Here is an 18,305-nt window from a genome sequence, read left to right on the forward strand (position 1 = left end):
CTCCCGCATCCCCGCGCAGGCGCCTTCAGTCGTCCGCAGGCTGAGTGGCGCTGTGGCTTGGAACTCAGTGATCGCCCTGGAATTTTTTCTCCCCGGCCAAGATGGCCAGGGGCAGCCAGTTTTCCGGCGGCGGCAGGGGGCAGGTGGCAAAGGGCGTGAAGGCGCAGGGCGGGTTGTAGGCCCGGTTGAAATCCAGCACCAGGCGGCCGTGCTCCGGCGCCGCCGTGCGCAGGAAACGCCCGGCGCCGTAGGTCAAACGGCCGCTGCTGCCATCCCGGAAGACAAAAAACACGCTTTCCCCCGTCACCTCCATGGGCAACAGGGCCAGGGTCTGCCCCTGGATTTCGAAGACAGCCCGGTAGCCCACCTGTACGGACTTCAGTTCGCCGGTAACGGTCGGCACTTCCATGGTCAGGGACTCGGCCAGGGTTTCCCAGCGGGCCTCGATACGCCAGGCCGGATCGTAGTCAAAACAGTCGATACCCGGGAAAGGCCGCCGGGCCTGCCAGGCCAGATCCCGCAGGCGCACCGCGAGGCGTCCGTCGCGGGCAATCACGGTAAATCGGTAATCGCCCCAGGCCACCGTGGTGGGGGCGCCTTTGGCATCGATCAGCAGGGTTTGGGGATCCCCCTCTCGAGGCCGCCAGCGCACGGATTCCACCGTTTCGCCGGACCACTCGATGACGCCCAGATTGGCCGCCTCCGCTACCTCGGCAGGTAATCGCACCGTGCAATCCTCGCCCCAGCCCACGACATTGGCCCCGGGCTCCAGCCAAAACAGGCCGATCAGTCCCGGCCAGCCATCCGCCGCCGTCAATTCGGCCAGGCGGCGTTGGCGCCAGCCCTGGTGGCGGGCTTGCGGGGTCAGGGTGGGATCGCTCATGAAGGACTCAATCCTTCCGGCAAACGGCGTAGCAGGCCATGATGCCCTGGGGGGCGCCATAGTTCTGGGGATTGGTGTCGCCGATGCCTTCCTTGGAAGAAATGTTGATGTGGAAATCCCCTTCCAGCCAGGTGAAGCCGCTGGATTCATGGATACGGCGCAGGGCGGCGGGAGAATAGCGGAAGTTGTCTTCCGGGCTGGGGTGGTAGGGGAAAAGGAAGGGGGTGGAGTTGATCAGGTAGCCGCCCTTCTTGACGATCTTGTAGAGAGCGTCGGAAACCTTGTAGGGGTTCTCCACGTGCTCGAAGACCGACACCATGATCACGGTGTTGAAGGTATCGGCATACTTCTCGGGCAACTGCTCGATATAGGGGTCGCCGTATTCCGGGTTGGCGATGATGTAGCCGGGGTCGATGAACTGCCAGGGCCGCTCCAGACGCACGTAGCGGTCGCTCTGCATGGGGTGGGGAATTTTCACCGACCACTTGTGGCCGTCCAGCTCGAGATCCAGGGCCAGGGCCTTGGCCATGGAGACATCGTAATCGGCGATGCTGGGGGCGATGAGGCCGCCGGCGTCCAGCAGAGGGCCCTGCAAGCCGTAACGGGTATGCAGGGTACGGATGAGGTCGATGTCTTTCTTGAACATGGGGGTTCGCCGGGTAGGTGGGTTGGAGAAGCCCTATTCTAGCGCCCTCCCGGGCAGCATGGCCTAGAGCCGAAAGCGGCCGGGCAGATCGAAAGAGGTCTGGAGCCCAACTTGATCGCCATGGGCATTGAGCCACACCAGGGTGTCGGTGTAGCCCATGTCGTGAAGTTGGCAGAGGAAAGGCCAGTCAGCCGCCACCTTGGTCTCGCTGCCGAACTGACGCAGCAAGTCGGCAGCCTCAATGAGGTGGAAATGGGTGCCGCGGATGCGCTGCTCCAGCCCCCCCACCTCCAGGCCCTGGCGTTCGGAAAAGTCGATGACGTTGGAAAAGAGCAGCATCTCCCGCAGCACGCTGGTGTTGAAGGCCAGCTCCATGGCCCGGGCGCGGATTTCCTCCACCGAGGTGGGCACCTCTCCATAGACCGGCGGGGCCAGCAGCACCAGGAGGATTTCCTTGCTGTCGCATTCGTAGAACAGGGGGAAGACCGCCGGGTTGGCCGAATAGCCGCCGTCCCAGTAGGGCTCGCCGTCGATCTCCACGGCATGGTGGATCATGGGCAGGCAGGCCGAGGCCAGGGCGGCATCGACGCTCAACTCGGCATTGCGGAAGAGGCGCAGCTTGCCGGTATTGGCATTGGTGGCGGCAAGGAACAGGCGTACCGGGCTGTGACGGCGTAGGGCCTCAAAATCCACCTGCTGCTTGAGCAACTTGCGCAGGGGATTGAAGTTGAGGGGATTCAACTGGTAGGGCGAAAGGTACTGGGTCCAGTTGAGCATCAGCTTGGTGGCGGGCAGCAGGGCCACGCCCTCCCCGCCCATCACCGGACGGGAGAGATCCAGCGGCACACTGTCCGCAAGGGCCCGCCAGAACTCGGCCAGGGCCTGCCTGGCCCCTTCCCGGCCACCGGACATGAGGCCCTGGGCCAGCACCAGGGCATTCATGGCGCCGGCACTGGTGCCGCTGATACCGTCGAAACCGAAACGACCGTCGTCCAGCAGACAGTCCAGCACACCCCAGCTGTAGGCCCCGTGGGCACCACCGCCCTGGAGTGCCAGGTTGATGGCAATGCTGTCGTCTGCTGCGTTTCCCTGGGGGATACTCATGGGCCGGCCTCGGATTGACTGATGGGTTTATGGCTAGGATACTTCGCCCGGCGCCGCAGCAGGCATCTTGCCGCTTTTTATAGGCCTGCCGCACGGCTTTTCGGATTTTCCCGCACCGCACATCCCAGGAATTCTCCCCATGCTGCAGAAGCTCTCCTCCTTCCCCGGCGTTCCCGGCCCCGTGGTGGTCATCGTCATGGACGGCTACGGCCTGCCCAAAACCGACGTGGGCAGCGCCATCGCCGCCGCCAAGAAGCCCACCCTGGACAAGCTCTTCGCCAACTACCCGAACATCCGCCTGCGGGCCCACGGCACCGCCGTCGGCATGCCTTCGGACGACGACATGGGCAACTCCGAAGTGGGCCACAACGCCATCGGCGCCGGCCAGGTCTACTCCCAGGGCGCCGCCCTGGTGGCCGGGGCCATCGAGTCCGGCAGCATCTGGCAGGGTGAGGCCTGGAAGGAAGTCGTCGCCGGCGCCAAGGCTGGCCGTAATGTGCTGCACTTCATCGGGCTCTTCTCCGACGGCAATGTGCACAGCCACATCGACCACCTCAAGGCCATGATCGCCCAGGCCAAGGCCGAAGGCATCAAGACCGTGCGCATCCACGCCCTGCTGGACGGCCGCGACGTGCCCGAGACCAGCGCCCTGGAATACGTGGAGCCCTTCGAGGCCTTCCTGACCCAGGTTTCCGACGCCACTTTCGACGCGAAGATCGCCTCCGGCGGCGGCCGCCAGGTCATCACCATGGATCGCTACGAAGCCAACTGGGCCATGGTCGAAGCCGGCTGGAAGACCCACGTGCTGGGTGAAGGCCAGCAGTTCGCCAGCGCCGTGGAAGCGGTGAACGGCCTGCGTGCCGCCCACCCCGGCACCATCGACCAGGATCTGCCCCCCTTCGTCATCGGCAAGGACGGCCAGCCGGTGGGCACCATCGAAGACGGCGACGCCGTGGTCTTCTACAACTTCCGCGGTGACCGGGCCATCGAGATCACCCGGGCCTTTGAAGATGCGGACTTCGACAAGTTCGACCGGGTGCGCGTGCCCCAGGTCACCTACGCCGGCATGCTGCAGTACGACGGCGACCTGCAGCTGCCCAAGCGCTTCCTGGTGCCGCCCCCCGCCATCCAGAACACCATGGGCGAGTGGTTCGCCAAGAGCGGCGTGACCCAGTTTGCCTGCTCCGAAACCCAGAAATACGGCCACGTCACCTACTTCTGGAACGGCAACCGCTCCGGCAAGTTCGAGGGCGAAACCTACCAGGAAGTGCCCAGCGACGTGGTGCCCTTCGAGCAGCGCCCCTGGATGAAATCTGCCGAGATCGCCGACGCCATGATCGCCGCCATCAAGAGCGGTCAGCACAAGGTGCTGCGCTGCAATTTCGCCAACGGCGACATGGTGGGCCACACCGGCAACTTCCGCGCCGCCACCCTCTCCATCGAGGCGGTGGACCTGGCCCTGGAGCGCATTCTGCCGGTCATCGATGCCGCCGGCGGGGTGGCCCTGATCACCGCCGACCACGGCAACGCCGATGAAATGTTCGAGCTGGACAAGAAGACCAAGCAGCCCCAGCTCAACAAGGACGGCTCCTTCAAGGCCAAGACCGCCCACACCCTCAACCCGGTGCCCCTGGTGCTGTACGACAACGTGAGTGCTGGCAAAACCGGCGGTAAGCTGGGCCTGAAGCAGACGGACACCGCCGGCCTTTCCAACATCGCCGCCACTGTGGCCCACCTGATCGGCCTGGAAAAGCACGCCAGCTGGGATGACAGCCTGCTGGAAGTGCGCTGATCCAGGCGCTCTCCAGCCATTGCAGATTCCCCCCGGCCAGCCCGGGGTTAAAAAGAAAAAAGGCAGCGGAACATTCCGCTGCCTTTTTTGTTGCGACTTTGCTGCCACTTTGCAACCAAATCCGGCGTCTTGGCCGGAAGGAGCAAAGGCCGTCCGGCTTAGTAGGTGTAGAAACCCTTGCCGGTCTTGCGGCCCAGGTAGCCGGCTTCCACCATTTCCACCAGCAGGGGGGCGGGACGGTACTTGGGATCCTTGGTGCCTTCGAACAGCACCTGCATCACGGCCAGTTCCACATCCAGACCGATCATGTCGCACAGGGCCAGGGGGCCGATGGGGTGGTTGCAGCCCAGCTTCATGGCATCGTCGATGGCGGCAGCGTCGGCCAGGCCTTCGCCCAGGGCGAAGATGGCTTCGTTGATCATGGGGCAGAGCAGACGGTTCACCACGAAGCCCGGGCTGTTCTTCACTTCCACCGGGGTCTTGCCCACGGCCTTGGAGAGGGTTTCCACGGCGGCGTAGGTGGCGTCGGAGGTCTGCAGGCCACGAATCACTTCCACCAGGGCCATCATCGGCACCGGATTGAAGAAGTGCATGCCGATGACCTGAGCGGGACGCTTGGTGGTGGCGGCCAGCTTGGTGATGGAAATGGAAGAGGTGTTGGAGGCGATGATGGCTTCGGGCTTGGCCAGATCGTCCAGCTGCTTGAAAATCTTGGTCTTGAGGTCGAAGTTTTCGGTGGCGGCTTCGATGATCAGGTCCACATCCTTCAGGGCGGCCACGTCGGTGGCGGTCTTGATCTTGCCCAGGGCGGCGGCCTTCTGTTCGGCCGTCATCTTTTCCTTCTTGATCAGGCGGTCCAGGCTGGCGGAAATGGTGGCCACGCCCTTCTGCACAGCGGCGTCGGAGATGTCGGTGAGCACGACGTCAAAGCCGGAAACGGCAAAAGCCTGGGCGATGCCGTTGCCCATGGTGCCGGCGCCGACGATACCGATAGTCTTCAGTTCCATGTGATTCCCTCTGAAATATCTGATGAATGTTTCCATACCACTGCGTATGGAGAACCGCTACTCTACCGCACTGCGGCGCAGCAATCCAGCCTCCCATCCAGGCCTCCAGCCCGGCCCTGCGGGGTCTTCCGGGAGACGACCCAGATCAATGGCGAGGCGCAGGCCCCGCCGCTATACTCGCCCTACCCCGCAACCATTCTTGCCGAACTGCCCACCATGATCCGCACCGCCCTGCCCTGGGCCGCCCAGGCCGACTATTCCGACATCCGCTACGAAGCCTGTGACGGCATCGCCAAGATCACCATCAACCGCCCGGAGCGACGCAATGCCTTCCGCCCCGAGACCGTGCATCAACTCATTGACGCCTTCCACCGCGCCCATCGGGACAACGCCATCGGCGCCATCATCCTCACCGGTGAAGGCCCGGAGGCCTTCTGTTCCGGCGGCGATCAGAAAGTGCGCGGCGACGACGGCGGCTATCACGATGAAACCGGCACGCCCCACCTCAACGTCCTCGACCTGCAGATGCAGATTCGCCGCCTGCCCAAGCCGGTCGTTGCCATGGTGGCCGGCTACGCCATCGGCGGCGGCCACGTCCTGCATCTGGTGTGCGACCTAACTATTGCTGCCGACAACGCCCGCTTCGGCCAGACCGGCCCCCGGGTCGGCAGCTTCGACGCCGGTCTGGGCGCCGGCCTCATGGCCCGTACCATTGGCATGAAGCGGGCCAAGGAAATCTGGTTCCTCTGCCGCCAGTACGATGCCGCCCAGGCCCTGGATTGGGGCCTGGTCAATACCGTGGTGCCAGTAGAAAAGCTGGAGGAGGAAACCGTCGCCTGGTGCCAGGAAATGCTCCGCCTTTCCCCCATGGCCCTGCGCCTACTCAAGGCCGGCTTCAATGCCGACACTGACGGCCTAGCCGGCATTCAGGAACTGGCGGGCAACGCCACCGGCCTCTTCTACATGACCGAGGAAGGCCAGGAAGGCCGGGATGCCTGGCTGGAGCGCCGTCCCCCCGATTTCGCCCAATATCGCAAGCGGCCCTGAGCAAGCATCCATGCGCCTCGCCAGCCTGGCGCTCCATGCCTACCAGTTGCCCTTGCGCCGAGCCTGGCGCAGTGCGGCCGGAGGCATGACTCAGCGCAGCGGCTGGCTGCTGCGCCTGAAGAACGGGGAAGGACGGTGCGGTTACGGCGATTGCGCACCGCTGCCGGCCATCGGTACCGAATCGCCCTCTAGCGCCCTGGCTGCCCTGCAGGCATGGAAAGCATGGCTCCCCGGCATGAGCGCGGCAGACGCCCTGGCCCGCCTCACCGCCCTGCCCCTTGATGCACCGGCCCCAGCTGCCCGCTGCGCCCTGGAAACGGCACTCCTCGATCTGCTGGCACAAGAAGCAGGCATTCCCCTGGCCCGCTATTTGGGTGCTGGCAACACCGCCACGACTGCCGTACCGGTCAACGCCGCCCTGGGCGCCCTGGCGGATATTGCGCCTGGCGACGTGGCCCAGGCCCTGGAGGCCGGCCACGGCGTACTCAAACTCAAGGTTGGCCTGGGTCCGCCCGCCCTTGAATTGCAACAGCTCCGACAACTGGCCGAAGTCCTGCCCCCTGGCATTACCCTGCGCCTGGACGCCAATCGGGCCTGGGAAATGGAATACGCCTGCACCATGATCGACGGCCTGGCCAGCCTGCCGGTGGAATCCCTGGAAGAGCCCCTGCAGAGGCCCAACTGGCCCGAATGGCGAGCCCTGCAGGCTCGCTGCACCTTTCCCCTGGCGGTGGATGAATCCCTGGCGCAGTTCCCGGCGGATTCCTGGCAGGAAGCCGGCCTCCGCCGCCTGATTCTCAAGCCGCCCCGCCTGGGAGGCCTCCTGGCATCCCGGGAACTGGCTCAGGCCTTCATCGCCACGGGTGGTGACTGCGTGGTGACCAGCAGCCTGGAATCGAGTTGCGGCATCCTGGCGGCAACCCACCTGGCCCTGGCCATCAACAGCCGCCATCCCACCAACCAGACCGGATACCAGGGCGGAAATCCGGCCCATGGGCTGGCAACGGCCACCTGGCTGGAAGCCAACCTGGGCCCGCCCACCTTGCCCCGGCAGGGGCGGATACCATGCCCAGCGTTACCCGGGCTAGGATTTACACCCTTCCCTTCGGTGAAATTTGCAGAAAATGGGGGCTGACGCGGAACCCGGGCATAATGGCCAGTCATGACAACGACAATTAGCGATGGAGGTCGCTAGACACTATGGAACTCCTCACCTTGTTGGCCCTGATCCTCATCGGCCTCGGCATTCTTGGCATCCGCATCATCAACCAGCAGACCGTGGCCGTGGTGGAAACCCTGGGGCGTTTCTCCCGCACCCTGGAACCAGGCCTGAACTGGATATTTTTCCCCTTCCAGCGCGTTGCCGGCCTGCTATCCCTGCGCATCGACGAGGTTCAGAGCACCGTGGAAGTAAAGACTTCCGACAACATGTTCGTCTCCCTGCCGGTCAGCCTGATGATCCGCGTCACCCCGGAGCGGGCCAGCGACGCCTGGTACAAGCTGCAGAATGCCTCCGGCCAGATTTCCACCTGGGTGCTCAACACCATCCGCGCCATCGCCGCCTCCATGACCCTGGAAGACCTGTTCAAGGATCGGGACCACCTGGTCACCCAGGTGGAAAACGCCCTTTCTGAAAAGTTGGCCGAATTCGGCTACGTGCTGGAGGCCGTGCTGGTGGACCAACCCTCCGTCTCTCACGACGTGCAGGCCTCTTTCAATCGGGTAGTCGCAGCCAAACGGGAACGGGAAGCGGCGGAGCAAGAAGCAGAAGCCCAACGCATCAAGACCGTGCGCCAGGCCGAGGCCGAAGCCGAAGCCCAGCGCGCCCGGGCCAAGGGCCTCGCAGACTCTCGCAAACTGCTGGCTGAAGGCCTGCGGGAATCACTGGCGGATTTCGAGAAATACAACGTCAATTCCAGCGAAGCATTGACCGTGCTGCTGGAAACCAACCGTATCGACGCCATGCGCGACATCGGCAAACACGGCAATCTGCTGGTACTGGATATGGCCCGCGAAAACGGCCAACAGGGCGCCCTGCTTGGCCTGGCAGCCCGGATCGCCAAGGGTGGCAATCCTGGGGAAACGAAGGAACACGGGGCCCAGCATCCCCAGTAGTAGGAAATGCCTGAACAGCCCGCCAGTGGGAGGGCTTGTTCAGGGAATCGTCACCGGCCCACACCGACGCAAACACCGAACTTCACCCCATAACCAGGAGATTTTTCAGGACCCCAGATACGGGGAACGCGGGAAGGGAGATTTGCAACTGCGGGAACGCTTCTGGAAACCCGCCGTAAAAGCTTCTGGGGTACGTTACCGCCGTCCCTACCAAACACGCCACACCTACGCCAGCATGATGCTTTCAGCGGGAGAGCCGCCGATGTGGGTAGCCCATCAGATGGGACACAGTGACCAGACCATGATTTTCCGGGTCTATGGCCGATGGATTCCTGGGACTGAGCCGGAAGCTGGAAACAAAGCAGTCAGGCTATTTGGAGGGCACTTGGAAAAAGCTGGCAAAAAGCTGGCATTCCCGAGCCAAAACAGCCCCACCACACCCCAAGAAGAGGAAATTACAAAAGAAAAAAGCCCTTGATTTACAAGGGCTTTTTATCTAATTCGTGGCGGAGAGGGGGGGATTCGAACCCCCGTCAGGGTATTACCCTGAACACGCTTTCCAGGCGTGCGACTTAAACCACTCATCCACCTCTCCGCGAAAGATCGCCATTATAGACATGATTTGATGAAATGCAACCCTTTTCTGAAAATCACCGTACTCTCGACCAAAAGACCAGGTTCTGCGCCACGTCATCCTGACGTGGCAACTGGCGAGGCCTAGGCTTCAGTCCATTCCAGCAGCCATCCCAGTTCCTCGGGAGCAGCCAGAAAATCTTCGGCAATCCCAACTCCCGGAACCCATGCCGGCCGGCTGTCGATCCACAGGATGGGCAACTGGCATCGGCGCCAGGGAGGTACGGCAGACTCTTGCAGGAGCTTTTTCAAGGGCCGCCCCGGGCGCCCCGGCAATTGCAGGCGTTCCCCACCCTGACGTAAGCGAAAAATGGCAGCAGGGTCCATCAATCGGGCGGCAACGCCCTGCCCCCGGGCGGCACGACAGACAATGCGGCCTGTCCCCCAGGACAGGTCGGCCCCGCCCTGCCAGGACAGAGGCGCGAGAGGCAGGTCTTGATCCGCCTCAGCTTCAAGATATACCCGGCCCCGCCAGGCATGGACCACCCAGGCGCCAAGCCGCCAGGCCACCTCACCGTCTTCGGCGCTGTTCAGCAGCTGGTGCCACAGGTCCGCCAGGGCGAGCTGGGCCGGCATGGGAGCACCGGCCTGGCGCAACCAGTAGCGCAGAAGATTGCGCCCCCGGGATGGAGAGAGGCGGCGCAGTGGCGCTAACTGCAGTTGCGCACCCACACCAACCTGCGCCAGGTCCAGGATGGCTAGGTCCTCCAGCAAGCCTTCCGCCTCGCCCGCCAGGCTGGCAGCCCGGCCGAGGCTTTCCTCAACGGGGAAGCGCTGGCGCAGGAGCGGCATGACCTGATGGCGCAGGAAGTTGCGGGAATAGCGCCCGTCGGCATTGCTTTCATCCTCGATCCAGGCGAGCCCCTGCTGTTGCAGCCAGGCTTCGATATCGACCCGAGCGATCTCCAGGAGTGGGCGCAGCAGCAGGATGGGGGACACTCCCGGGGCGGCATCGAGCCAGCGCCGGGGCGGCATCGCCGCCAGGCCCCGGATGCCGGAACCCCGCAGCAGGTTAAAAAGCACAGTCTCGGCCTGATCCTCGCGGTGGTGCCCGAGGAGGAGCACATCCGTCGCCAGGGCGGCAAAGATGTCGTAGCGGGCGCGCCGGGCGGCGGCCTCCAGCCCTTCCCCCGGCATTTTCGTAACGCTGACGGCATGGGTCTGCAACGGCACCTTCAATTGCAGGCAGAGCCGGGAGCAGAATGCCGCCCAGTCATCGGCGTTGGGTGACAAACCGTGATGGATATGAACCGCGGATAGCTGCCAGTCCCGGCGAGGCCCTTCCCGGGCCAGGGCGGCCAGCAGGGCAACGGAATCCCGGCCGCCAGACAGGGCAACGGTCAGCCGGCGGGGAGCAACGGGGGAAAGCGGATGGCCAGCGGCCGGAGGGAGCGGGGCCAGTGCCCCGTCTTGGGCCGGATCGACCACCGCCAGCAACTCGGCCAGGCGGTCGGCGATCCGGAGGTGAAGCTCAGGAAACGGGCTGTTCCTTGTAGCGGCCATAGGACATGAGCCGCTCATAGCGGGCCGCCAGGAGTTCCTGGGTAGACAGGCCGGCAACACCCTTCAGGGCATCCTGCAGGGCCTTTTTCAGGCTCTGGGCCATGGCACCGTGATCCCGGTGGGCGCCGCCCACGGGCTCATTGACGATCTTGTCGATCAGGCCCAGGGACTTCAGGCGGGACGCGGTGATACCCATGGTCTCGGCCGCTTCGTTGGCCTTCTCGGCACTCTTCCAGAGGATGGAGGCACAGCCTTCGGGGGAGATTACGGAATAGGTGGAGTACTGCAGCATCTGCACCGAATCGCCGACGGCGATGGCCAGGGCGCCACCGGAGCCGCCTTCACCGATGATAGTGACGATAATGGGCGTCTTCAGCTCGGCCATGACGTAAAGGTTGCGGCCGATGGCCTCAGACTGGCCCCGTTCCTCGGCGTCGATTCCGGGGTAAGCGCCCGGAGTGTCCACGAAGGTAAACACGGGAATCTGGAACTTCTCGGCCAGTTTCATCAGGCGTTCGGCCTTGCGGTAGCCCTCGGGGCGCGGCATGCCGAAATTACGGTAGATCTTTTCCTTGGTATCCCGGCCCTTCTGGTGGCCGATAACGACGCAGGGCTGGCCATTGAAGCGGGCCAGGCCACCGATGATGGCTTTGTCATCGGCAAAGCTGCGGTCCCCGTGCAGTTCCTCGAAGTCGGTGAACAGGCGGGAAACGTAGTCCAGGGTATAGGGGCGTTGCGGGTGACGCGCCACCAGGGCGGTCTGCCAAGGGGTGAGCTTGGCGTAAATGTCTTTGGTCAGCCCCTGGCTTTTTTTCTCCAGACGGGCGATCTCTTCGGAGATATCCACCGCGGAATCGTCCTGCATGAAACGCAGTTCTTCGATCTTGGTTTCAAGCTCGGCGATGGGCTGTTCGAAGTCGAGGAAAGTGGTTTTCATCGAGATTGGGAATTTTTGGCAGGGGCGTATTCTACCCCAAACCCCGCCATCCTCGCGTTTGCCCTGGCAACCGGGCGAATGGGGCGGGAATCCGGGCTAGCCTGCCGCTATGAATTCGGCTGGCACAGATGAAAATGCTGGCCGCCGCTCAAGTGCTGGAGCCACCGGCCAGACGCACGGCCAAAGCATCGAGCAACTGCAGCAAGGCATCGGAAGCCAGGAATAACGCCCCCAGGCACTCAGAACAGGCGTCAAACGACTGACTCTCCCGCAGGGCGGCCAATTGCGCAGTCTGCTCGGACAGGCGGCCAAGCAGGCGGAAACACTCATGGATTTCGCTGCTGGCCCCGGTGGGCGCCGAAATCATCAGCCATTCGCTCAGGCCACAGGTGTCGAAAGCCGGCGGCATTGCTGCATCCCCGTCCTCCCGGCTGGCCAGCCATCCGGAAACCTGTTCCCGCCACTGCCGATGGTCGTGACGCAGATGGAACAGGTCGTAGAGGCCGCGATGCCAGGACAGCCCTTCCAGGGCCGTCCATTCCCGGCGCGCCCGATAGCCTTCGACCCACGGCAGGACAGCCTCTGCCGCCATGGGCCGGCCAATGCCGTAACCCTGGCCGACATGACAACCCATGGCCACCAGCAACATGCCGTGCTCCGGGTCTTCCACCCCTTCGGCCACCAGGCTGCGGCCGAACACTTCGGCGATCTGCACCACCGCCTGGATGATGGTCGGATCTTCCCGGTGCTGGAACAGGTTGCGCACGAAAAGCTGATCGATCTTGATGGTGGATGCCGGCAACTGGTGCAGATAGGCCAGGGAGGAGTAGCCGGTACCAAAATCATCCAGGGCAAAGCGGATGCCCATGGCCGAACAGGCGCGCATGATGTCGCGTACGTGGGCCATATCCTCCAGCACGGAGGATTCGAGAATTTCGATTTCCAGGGATTCGGCCCGGCCGCCCGGCACGTCGGCCAACGCATGACGGACCCGCTCGGGGAAATCCGGCAGTTGCAGGTGGCGCCCGGCGATATTGATGCTGATGCAGGTTTCCAGCCCGGCAATGCGCCAGGACACCGCCTGGGCCAGAGCCTCCCGCATCACCCACTCCCCCAGGGCAATGATGAAATCACTGTTTTCCACCACCGGCAGGAAGTCTCCCGGCGGCACCATGCCCTGCTCCGGGTGGAACCAGCGCAGCAGGGCCTCGAAGCCGAGCACCCGGCCGCTGGGCATATCCACCTTGGGCTGGTAGAACAGGCGGAATTCCCGATTCACCAGGGCCAGTTCAAGCCGGCGCAGCAGTTCCCGCCGGGCGTGGGTGCGCCGGTCCTGGTCGCCGTCGAAGAGGCGGAAGTAGCCGCGGGATTCCTGCTTGGCCTGGTGCAGGGCAATTTGGGCGTGGCGCACCAGGGTGTCGCCATCCGGGGAATCCGTCGGCAGCAGGGCAATACCGGCGGAAAAAGTGAGATCCAGCACCTCCCCCGCCACTTCCAGAGGCGTCCGGTTGGTCTGGAGGATGCGCACGATGCGCTCATCCACATCCTCCCAGCCTCCCAGGTCCGGCAGGAGCAGCACGAACTCGTCCCCGGCAATGCGGGCCAGCAGTTCCCCCGGGTGGAGGGAGGCCCCCAAACGCTGCCCCAGGGCAATCAGCACCTGATTGCCCAGATCACTTCCCCGGGCTTCATTGAAGGGGCGAAAATCGTCCAGATCCAGATGCACCAGGGCCAACCAGCGCCCCGTGGCACGGGCCTGAACCACAGCTTGCTGCAGGGTGGTGTTGAAGAGGATGGCGTTGGGCAGGCCGGTGAGGGGGTCGTAATAGGCCGTCTGTTCCACCCGGTGCTGCACCTCCAGCTCATAGCTGCGGCAAAGGGTAATGGAGCGCCCCAGGCGTTCAAGGATGGGGGAAAAGAGTTCGGGCAGGGAGAGCCGGGTGAGAGGGGCCGAGGCCCCCAGAAGCAGAATCACTCCATGCCCGGGAACCGGCAAGCGCAATACCGTTCCCAAGGGCTTGCGCAGCTGCAGCGCCCCGAGCATCTCAGCCGCTTCCAGCATGGCCGGGGGGCCTGCCAGCAGGGCTTGAGGCAGTGCCAAACGCTCGCCCTTGCGCCGGATCAGGTGGTAATCCCCGATAGCCAGCTCCAGCACGGCCGTTTTCCCCCCCTCTTCCGGCCACCCCAACCACAGGCCCACCGGAAGGCCGGTGTGGTACATCAGACGCTGCAAGGTGCGCAGCATCAGGGGGGCCACATTGACCTCGCTGCCGATGGTCAGCGCCAGGTCGTAAAGGATGGCCAGAGCCTGTTCGTCGGCTACTGCCCGGCCCAACGGCTTCTCCAGGGAATACCCACCAGGGTGGCGTTGTGGAACAGCGGATAGCCACCGCTCACTGCGGCACCGATTTCGCCGAGGGAGAGGGCACCACGCAGCCTCCCTTCGCCGAAGCATCCGGCCAGTTCCGCCAGCTCGGCATCCATCCCGTCCTGGCCCAGGTGCATGCGCCGGCCAGCGCAGTAGAAAAGCAGCAGGGTATCCTGGGCACTTACCGGCAAGGCCGTCAGGCTGGCGACAAAGCGGGCCACGCCCTGGCCGGCACTACCAGCATCGAGAAGGGTGAGGACGGAATTGGGCGGAATCTCACCGACACAGATGATGCCGCCGGCCTCATCCAGGGCTACGGGAATGCGTACCAGCACTTCGCCATCCGCCCGCAGGATGCCAAAAGGGAAATGCACGGCGTAGGTGTAGAAATTCCCCCGATCGATGCTGACCCCGTACTGGCTGGCCATCATCTCGCCATACACCTCCAGGGCCGGGCGCCAGTCGATCTGGACGATGCGGTTGCCGCTGGCCGAGGTGGCGGTAATAACGTGATCAGGCACCCGGTAGCCATGTTCCAGCACGGCGCCATCATGCTGTGGCAGGAGTTGCAGCAGCACGCCATCGCCAATACAGCGCTGGTTGTCGAACAGGCAGGGAATGGGGACGAACCGCTCGGAGCCAGCATTGACGCCGGCGTAATGCACCCGGTCAGCCAAGGTTAGGTACCAGGCATCCAGGTGGGTGGCAATGTTCGGCACCATGGCATCGAAAATGCAGAACAGGGTAGCCTCGGTCTCACTGTCCCCCAGCACGGTATCCACATAATCGGCCAGTTGTGCGGCCAGTGCCTCCACCCGGTCCGGCCGGGAGACCCCCTCGACCAGCAAGGGGGCCGGGGTGCCCACCAGCGGCAGTAACAGAGCGCCCTGGCGCACCAGGCGGTTACCCACCAACAGTGCTGGGAATACGGCGCCAGCCAGGGCAATGCCCGCACCTCTGCAAGCGGCCTGCAGGGTAGGAATGGATGCGGCAGACTCCTCCGACAGCAAGACCAGCAGGGAAAACTCAGGATGCGCCTTCCGCCACGCAGCCAGCGCGGCATCAAGTGCAGCTTCGGTCAGCAATTCCAGGTAGCAGGAGGAATCCATAAAAATGGCCAGACGGTACAGATCAGCAGCCATTCTCGCATAACAGCCCTGTTGTCATAAGGGCAATTGATGGGGCCGGAAATCATGAGGCAGGTCAAATCCCGTTCGCGGGAAGGGTTGTCTTGCCGGCGGGGCAAAGCGAGAATGCCTCCCGGACGGGGGGCCACCTCTGCCATACCCGATCCGTGACTCACTCCAGGGAAGACCATGATCCAACGACTTCTTGCCGCTGCCTGCCTCGCGGCGATTCCCCTCTCCACCCCCCAGGCGGCAGAGCATCTGCCCCCGGTGGAGGTCTTTGTGCCTGTGCCCTGCCTGGCCTGCATCGACTGGGCAGAACACCTGCGGCAGAACGGCTTTACCGTGACCCTCAAGGAAACGACCGATATGGCGGCGGTAAAGAAGCGCCTCAAGGTACCGGCGGCCGTTGAGTCGGTTCATACCGCCCGGGTCGGCGGCTACTTCGTTGAAGGCCATGTACCGGCGGAGGACATCAAGGAATTGCTGCGGGACAAGCCCAAGGCACGGGGTATTGCCGTCCCCGGCCTGCCGGCCGGCGCACCGGGAAGGGAAGCCTCCAGCCCGACTTGTGAACGGGGCTGCACGGTTCTCGATTCCGACCCGGCCCAGCGGGAAGTACGACGGGAGTTGTTCGACACCCTGCTGGTGGACATGAAGGGCCAGACCAAGATTTTCTCCCGGCACTGAAGAGGCCAGATCCTCCTGGCCAGATCGTTCAGGCAAAGGCCAAAGCAATTACATCGACGCGATTACGACGTCGGCATCGGGGTGCTACACTCGCCCCTATTTTCCCCTGCGCGCTCCGCCATGCCTGATTCCAGCCCCGCCAAGGATGCCCCGGACAATCCGGCAAGCAATTCAGCAACCAACCCAGCCGCAAATCCTGCCGCCAATACGACGGTGAACCTGGATGAAGCCCGGCTGCAAATCGGCGATTCCGTGCAGATCCAGCCCCTGGGGGAGCCCAATGGGGCGCGACACTACGTCCGGCTGATCGGCTTCGCCAAAAACGGTAGCGTACTTCTCAGTACCCCGAAGGTGGATGGTTCCTATATTTTTGTCCGTGATGGGCAGAATTACGTGGTCCGGGCCTTTTCCGGCAAGAATGCCTATGCCTTCTCGACCACGGTCATCCGCTCCGTTGCCGTCCCCTATCCCTACCTGCACCTTTCCTACCCCAAGGATGTGCGAGCCCTGGTGGTGCGCCGTGGCGCCCGGGCCAAGGTTAATCTCATCGCCAGTTCACGGCGTCTCGATGCCCAGGGCCAGGAAGTCGCCGAAGCCGTTGCAGCCAGTATCCGCAATGTCAGCATTTCCGGCGCCCTGATTGTTTCCCCCCATCCCCTCGGGCTACAGGGCGAAACCCTGCGCCTGAGCTTCAAGCTATCGCTCAACGACATGGTCACCCTGGTGACTCTGGATGGCGTCATTCGGGCGGTTAACCCGGGCGGCGAAGAAATCGGCCCCGGCATGATTGCCTACGGCCTGGAGTTTGTCGGCGGCAACCCCCAGGATCGCATCACCCTCACCGCCTTTGTCTATCAAAAGCTCCTGGAACAGGAAGCCGCCTGATCCACCGGTTCGCGAATCCAGCAGAACACCAGGATCAGCCCGGCCACGGCAAAGAGTGAGCCCAGCCCGAAGGTCACGGCGCTCCCCCACTCATCCCACGCCCAACCGCTCACCAACCCACCGATCAGCCCCCCTGCGCCAAAGGACAGGCTGGAATACAGCGCCTGCCCCCGGGCCAGGCAGCGCCCGGGAAACCAGCGACTGACAGCGGCAATGGCCGCTGCATGGTAAGCACCAAAGGTGAGCCCGTGCAGCAGCTGTGCCAGGATGAGGATGGGCAGCAGATCGACGCACCAGCCGATCAACAGGAAGCGCAGCACTGCGGCGGCAAAGCTGGCCAGCAGGATATGGCGCAGGGAATAGCGCCGCAGCAAACGGGCCATGTAAAAAAAAATTCCAATCTCCGCCAGCACCCCGAGAAACCACAGGCTGCCAACCAGGGTTTTGGCATAGCCATGGCTACTGAGGTAAATCGAATAAAAGACGTAGAGGGCACCGTGGGCTGCCGACATCAGGAAACAGGCCCCCAGCAAGGCTCTGACCCGAGGCTGGCGCAGGATTGCCGATACCGGCGGGGTATCAATGTGATGGGGAGCGGAGGGGCTTTCCGGGACCAGCAGAGAAAAAAGCAGGATGCCCCCCATCAGCAGCAGGGAAATCCAGAGAACGCTGACCGGTGACCAGACATCCAGCAGCGCACCGGTCAGCAGTACGGTGACGATATAACCGATAGACCCCCAGACACGAATACGGCTGTAACGCGCCGGCTCCTGACGGAGATGGTCGAAGACCAGGGTTTCCATCAGGGGCAAGGCGGCTGACCAGAAGAAGGCAAGAAGCGCCATGGCGCCCAACAGCGGCCACAGGGTCTGGGCGAAAAAGAACAGGTTGAAGACCAGCAGACTGACCAAGGCCGCCACCCTCACCAGGGCAATCCTCACATGTAGCCGGTCAGCCAGCCAGCCCCAGATACCCGGGGAGAAAACCCGCATCAGCGCCATCTGGCTAAGGATCAGGCCGATTTCCCAGGAGGAAAGTTGCAGGAATTGGAGATAAAGCCCGAAATAAGGCTGGAAGACGCCAACAAAGGCAAAGTGGCAGAAATAGTAACCGGCAAGGCGCCAGTAAGGCAGTGGGGCATGCATGCGGGAATTCTACCGGATGCACGGCACATCCCCAGAGCCAGAAAACCTGTGCTTGCGGCAGCGGCCCCATCCGACCCTGTTGGTACAAGGCACTACCATGTTGGAAAACAGCAAGCCCAACCGTGGACACCCCATCGATAGGAATCTTTGTCTAGCGGCGGAAAAAGGAACGAAAAACCCGAAACGACCGGATTAACGATAAAACAGGGGAAATCAAGAAAGACCGCCAAAAGCGAACGCTTGGCGAAGGCAAAACGAGCAATAGCAAGCCACGGGGAAAGACAAAAGAAAAAGCCCACTCCGAAGAGCGGGCTTTTCTCAAAACAAATGGTCGGGGCGGCGGGATTCGAACTCGCGACCCCTTGCACCCCATGCAAGTGCGCTACCAGGCTGCGCTACGCCCCGACTCGAGAAACGAAACTA

Annotated in this window: 16 protein-coding genes and 2 tRNA genes; 7 read left to right on the forward strand and 11 right to left on the reverse strand. The window is 63.3% G+C overall.

The features are described from left to right. Positions 1-64: 64 nt before the first annotated feature. The 3 genes from AZSI13_RS10170 to AZSI13_RS10180 all read right to left on the reverse strand — a co-directional run bounded on the left by AZSI13_RS10170 (position 65) and on the right by AZSI13_RS10180 (position 2,633). The gene (locus AZSI13_RS10170; protein ID WP_109041062.1) at positions 65-883 is read right to left on the reverse strand and encodes a DUF1684 domain-containing protein; all 819 of its coding nucleotides are present in this window, start codon (positions 881-883) and stop codon (positions 65-67) included. Positions 884-890: 7 nt separating this feature from the next. Further along, the gene (locus AZSI13_RS10175; protein ID WP_109041063.1) at positions 891-1,529 is read right to left on the reverse strand and encodes a methyltransferase domain-containing protein; all 639 of its coding nucleotides are present in this window, start codon (positions 1,527-1,529) and stop codon (positions 891-893) included. Positions 1,530-1,592: 63 nt separating this feature from the next. Then, positions 1,593-2,633: a patatin-like phospholipase family protein gene (locus tag AZSI13_RS10180; protein ID WP_109041064.1), complete on the reverse strand. Its 1,041-nt coding sequence runs from the start codon at positions 2,631-2,633 to the stop codon at positions 1,593-1,595. Between the two features lie 139 nt (positions 2,634-2,772). On the opposite strand from AZSI13_RS10180, the gene gpmI reads away from it, so the two are divergent. Further along, entirely contained in the window at positions 2,773-4,425 is a 1,653-nt protein-coding gene (gene gpmI / locus AZSI13_RS10185; RefSeq protein WP_109041065.1) for a 2,3-bisphosphoglycerate-independent phosphoglycerate mutase, read from the forward strand. A gap of 158 nt (positions 4,426-4,583) precedes the next feature. Here gpmI and AZSI13_RS10190 read toward each other — a convergent pair whose 3' ends face one another. Continuing rightward, positions 4,584-5,432, reverse strand: coding sequence for a 3-hydroxybutyryl-CoA dehydrogenase (locus tag AZSI13_RS10190; RefSeq protein WP_109041066.1), 849 nt, complete (start codon positions 5,430-5,432; stop codon positions 4,584-4,586). 216 nt (positions 5,433-5,648) lie between these two features. On the opposite strand from AZSI13_RS10190, the gene menB reads away from it, so the two are divergent. The 4 genes from menB (at position 5,649) to AZSI13_RS17575 (ending at position 9,072) form a co-directional block, all read left to right on the forward strand. Beyond that, entirely contained in the window at positions 5,649-6,479 is an 831-nt protein-coding gene (gene menB / locus AZSI13_RS10195; protein WP_109041067.1) for a 1,4-dihydroxy-2-naphthoyl-CoA synthase, read from the forward strand. A gap of 10 nt (positions 6,480-6,489) precedes the next feature. Next, positions 6,490-7,614, forward strand: coding sequence for an o-succinylbenzoate synthase (gene menC / locus AZSI13_RS10200; RefSeq protein WP_109041068.1), 1,125 nt, complete (start codon positions 6,490-6,492; stop codon positions 7,612-7,614). A 65-nt stretch (positions 7,615-7,679) separates the two neighbouring features. Further along, entirely contained in the window at positions 7,680-8,594 is a 915-nt protein-coding gene (locus tag AZSI13_RS10205; protein WP_109041069.1) for an SPFH domain-containing protein, read from the forward strand. A 142-nt stretch (positions 8,595-8,736) separates the two neighbouring features. After that, positions 8,737-9,072, forward strand: coding sequence for a tyrosine-type recombinase/integrase (locus tag AZSI13_RS17575; protein WP_165833446.1), 336 nt, complete (start codon positions 8,737-8,739; stop codon positions 9,070-9,072). Between the two features lie 26 nt (positions 9,073-9,098). Here the strand turns inward: AZSI13_RS17575 and AZSI13_RS10215 are convergent. The 5 genes from AZSI13_RS10215 to AZSI13_RS10235 form a co-directional block, all read right to left on the reverse strand. Next, positions 9,099-9,189: transfer RNA gene (locus AZSI13_RS10215), tRNA-Ser, on the reverse strand. A gap of 122 nt (positions 9,190-9,311) precedes the next feature. Further along, positions 9,312-10,730, reverse strand: coding sequence for a tRNA lysidine(34) synthetase TilS (gene tilS / locus AZSI13_RS10220; protein WP_165833448.1), 1,419 nt, complete (start codon positions 10,728-10,730; stop codon positions 9,312-9,314). Further along, a complete protein-coding gene (locus AZSI13_RS10225) occupies positions 10,699-11,667 on the reverse strand; it encodes an acetyl-CoA carboxylase carboxyltransferase subunit alpha (RefSeq protein WP_109041072.1) in 969 nt (322 codons plus the stop codon). Before AZSI13_RS10225 ends, tilS begins: the two co-directional genes overlap by 32 nt. A 148-nt stretch (positions 11,668-11,815) precedes the next feature. After that, on the reverse strand, positions 11,816-14,002 hold the full coding sequence (locus AZSI13_RS10230; protein WP_109041073.1) for a bifunctional diguanylate cyclase/phosphodiesterase: 2,187 nt from the start codon (positions 14,000-14,002) through the stop codon (positions 11,816-11,818). After that, complete coding sequence (locus AZSI13_RS10235; protein WP_235609729.1) at positions 13,987-15,177, reverse strand: FIST signal transduction protein; 1,191 nt, start codon at positions 15,175-15,177, stop codon at positions 13,987-13,989. The genes AZSI13_RS10230 and AZSI13_RS10235 overlap by 16 nt, the downstream gene beginning before the upstream one ends. Positions 15,178-15,351: 174 nt before the next feature. Between AZSI13_RS10235 and AZSI13_RS10240 the strand changes: the two genes are divergently transcribed. Then, positions 15,352-15,852: a DUF411 domain-containing protein gene (locus AZSI13_RS10240; RefSeq protein ID WP_235609730.1), complete on the forward strand. Its 501-nt coding sequence runs from the start codon at positions 15,352-15,354 to the stop codon at positions 15,850-15,852. Positions 15,853-15,972: 120 nt separating this feature from the next. Continuing rightward, positions 15,973-16,737: a flagellar brake protein gene (locus tag AZSI13_RS10245; protein WP_109041074.1), complete on the forward strand. Its 765-nt coding sequence runs from the start codon at positions 15,973-15,975 to the stop codon at positions 16,735-16,737. On the opposite strand, the gene AZSI13_RS10250 is transcribed toward AZSI13_RS10245, so the two are convergent. Together AZSI13_RS10250 and AZSI13_RS10255 are read right to left on the reverse strand one after the other, a co-directional pair. Next, complete coding sequence (locus AZSI13_RS10250; RefSeq protein WP_109041075.1) at positions 16,707-17,882, reverse strand: MFS transporter; 1,176 nt, start codon at positions 17,880-17,882, stop codon at positions 16,707-16,709. The two genes, AZSI13_RS10245 and AZSI13_RS10250, sit on opposite strands and share 31 nt — an antisense overlap. Before the next feature lie 328 nt (positions 17,883-18,210). Further along, positions 18,211-18,287: transfer RNA gene (locus AZSI13_RS10255), tRNA-Pro, on the reverse strand. Positions 18,288-18,305: the final 18 nt, after the last annotated feature.

The sequence above is a fragment of the Azospira sp. I13 genome (assembly GCF_003112695.1).
GTDB lineage: Bacteria > Pseudomonadota > Gammaproteobacteria > Burkholderiales > Rhodocyclaceae > Azospira.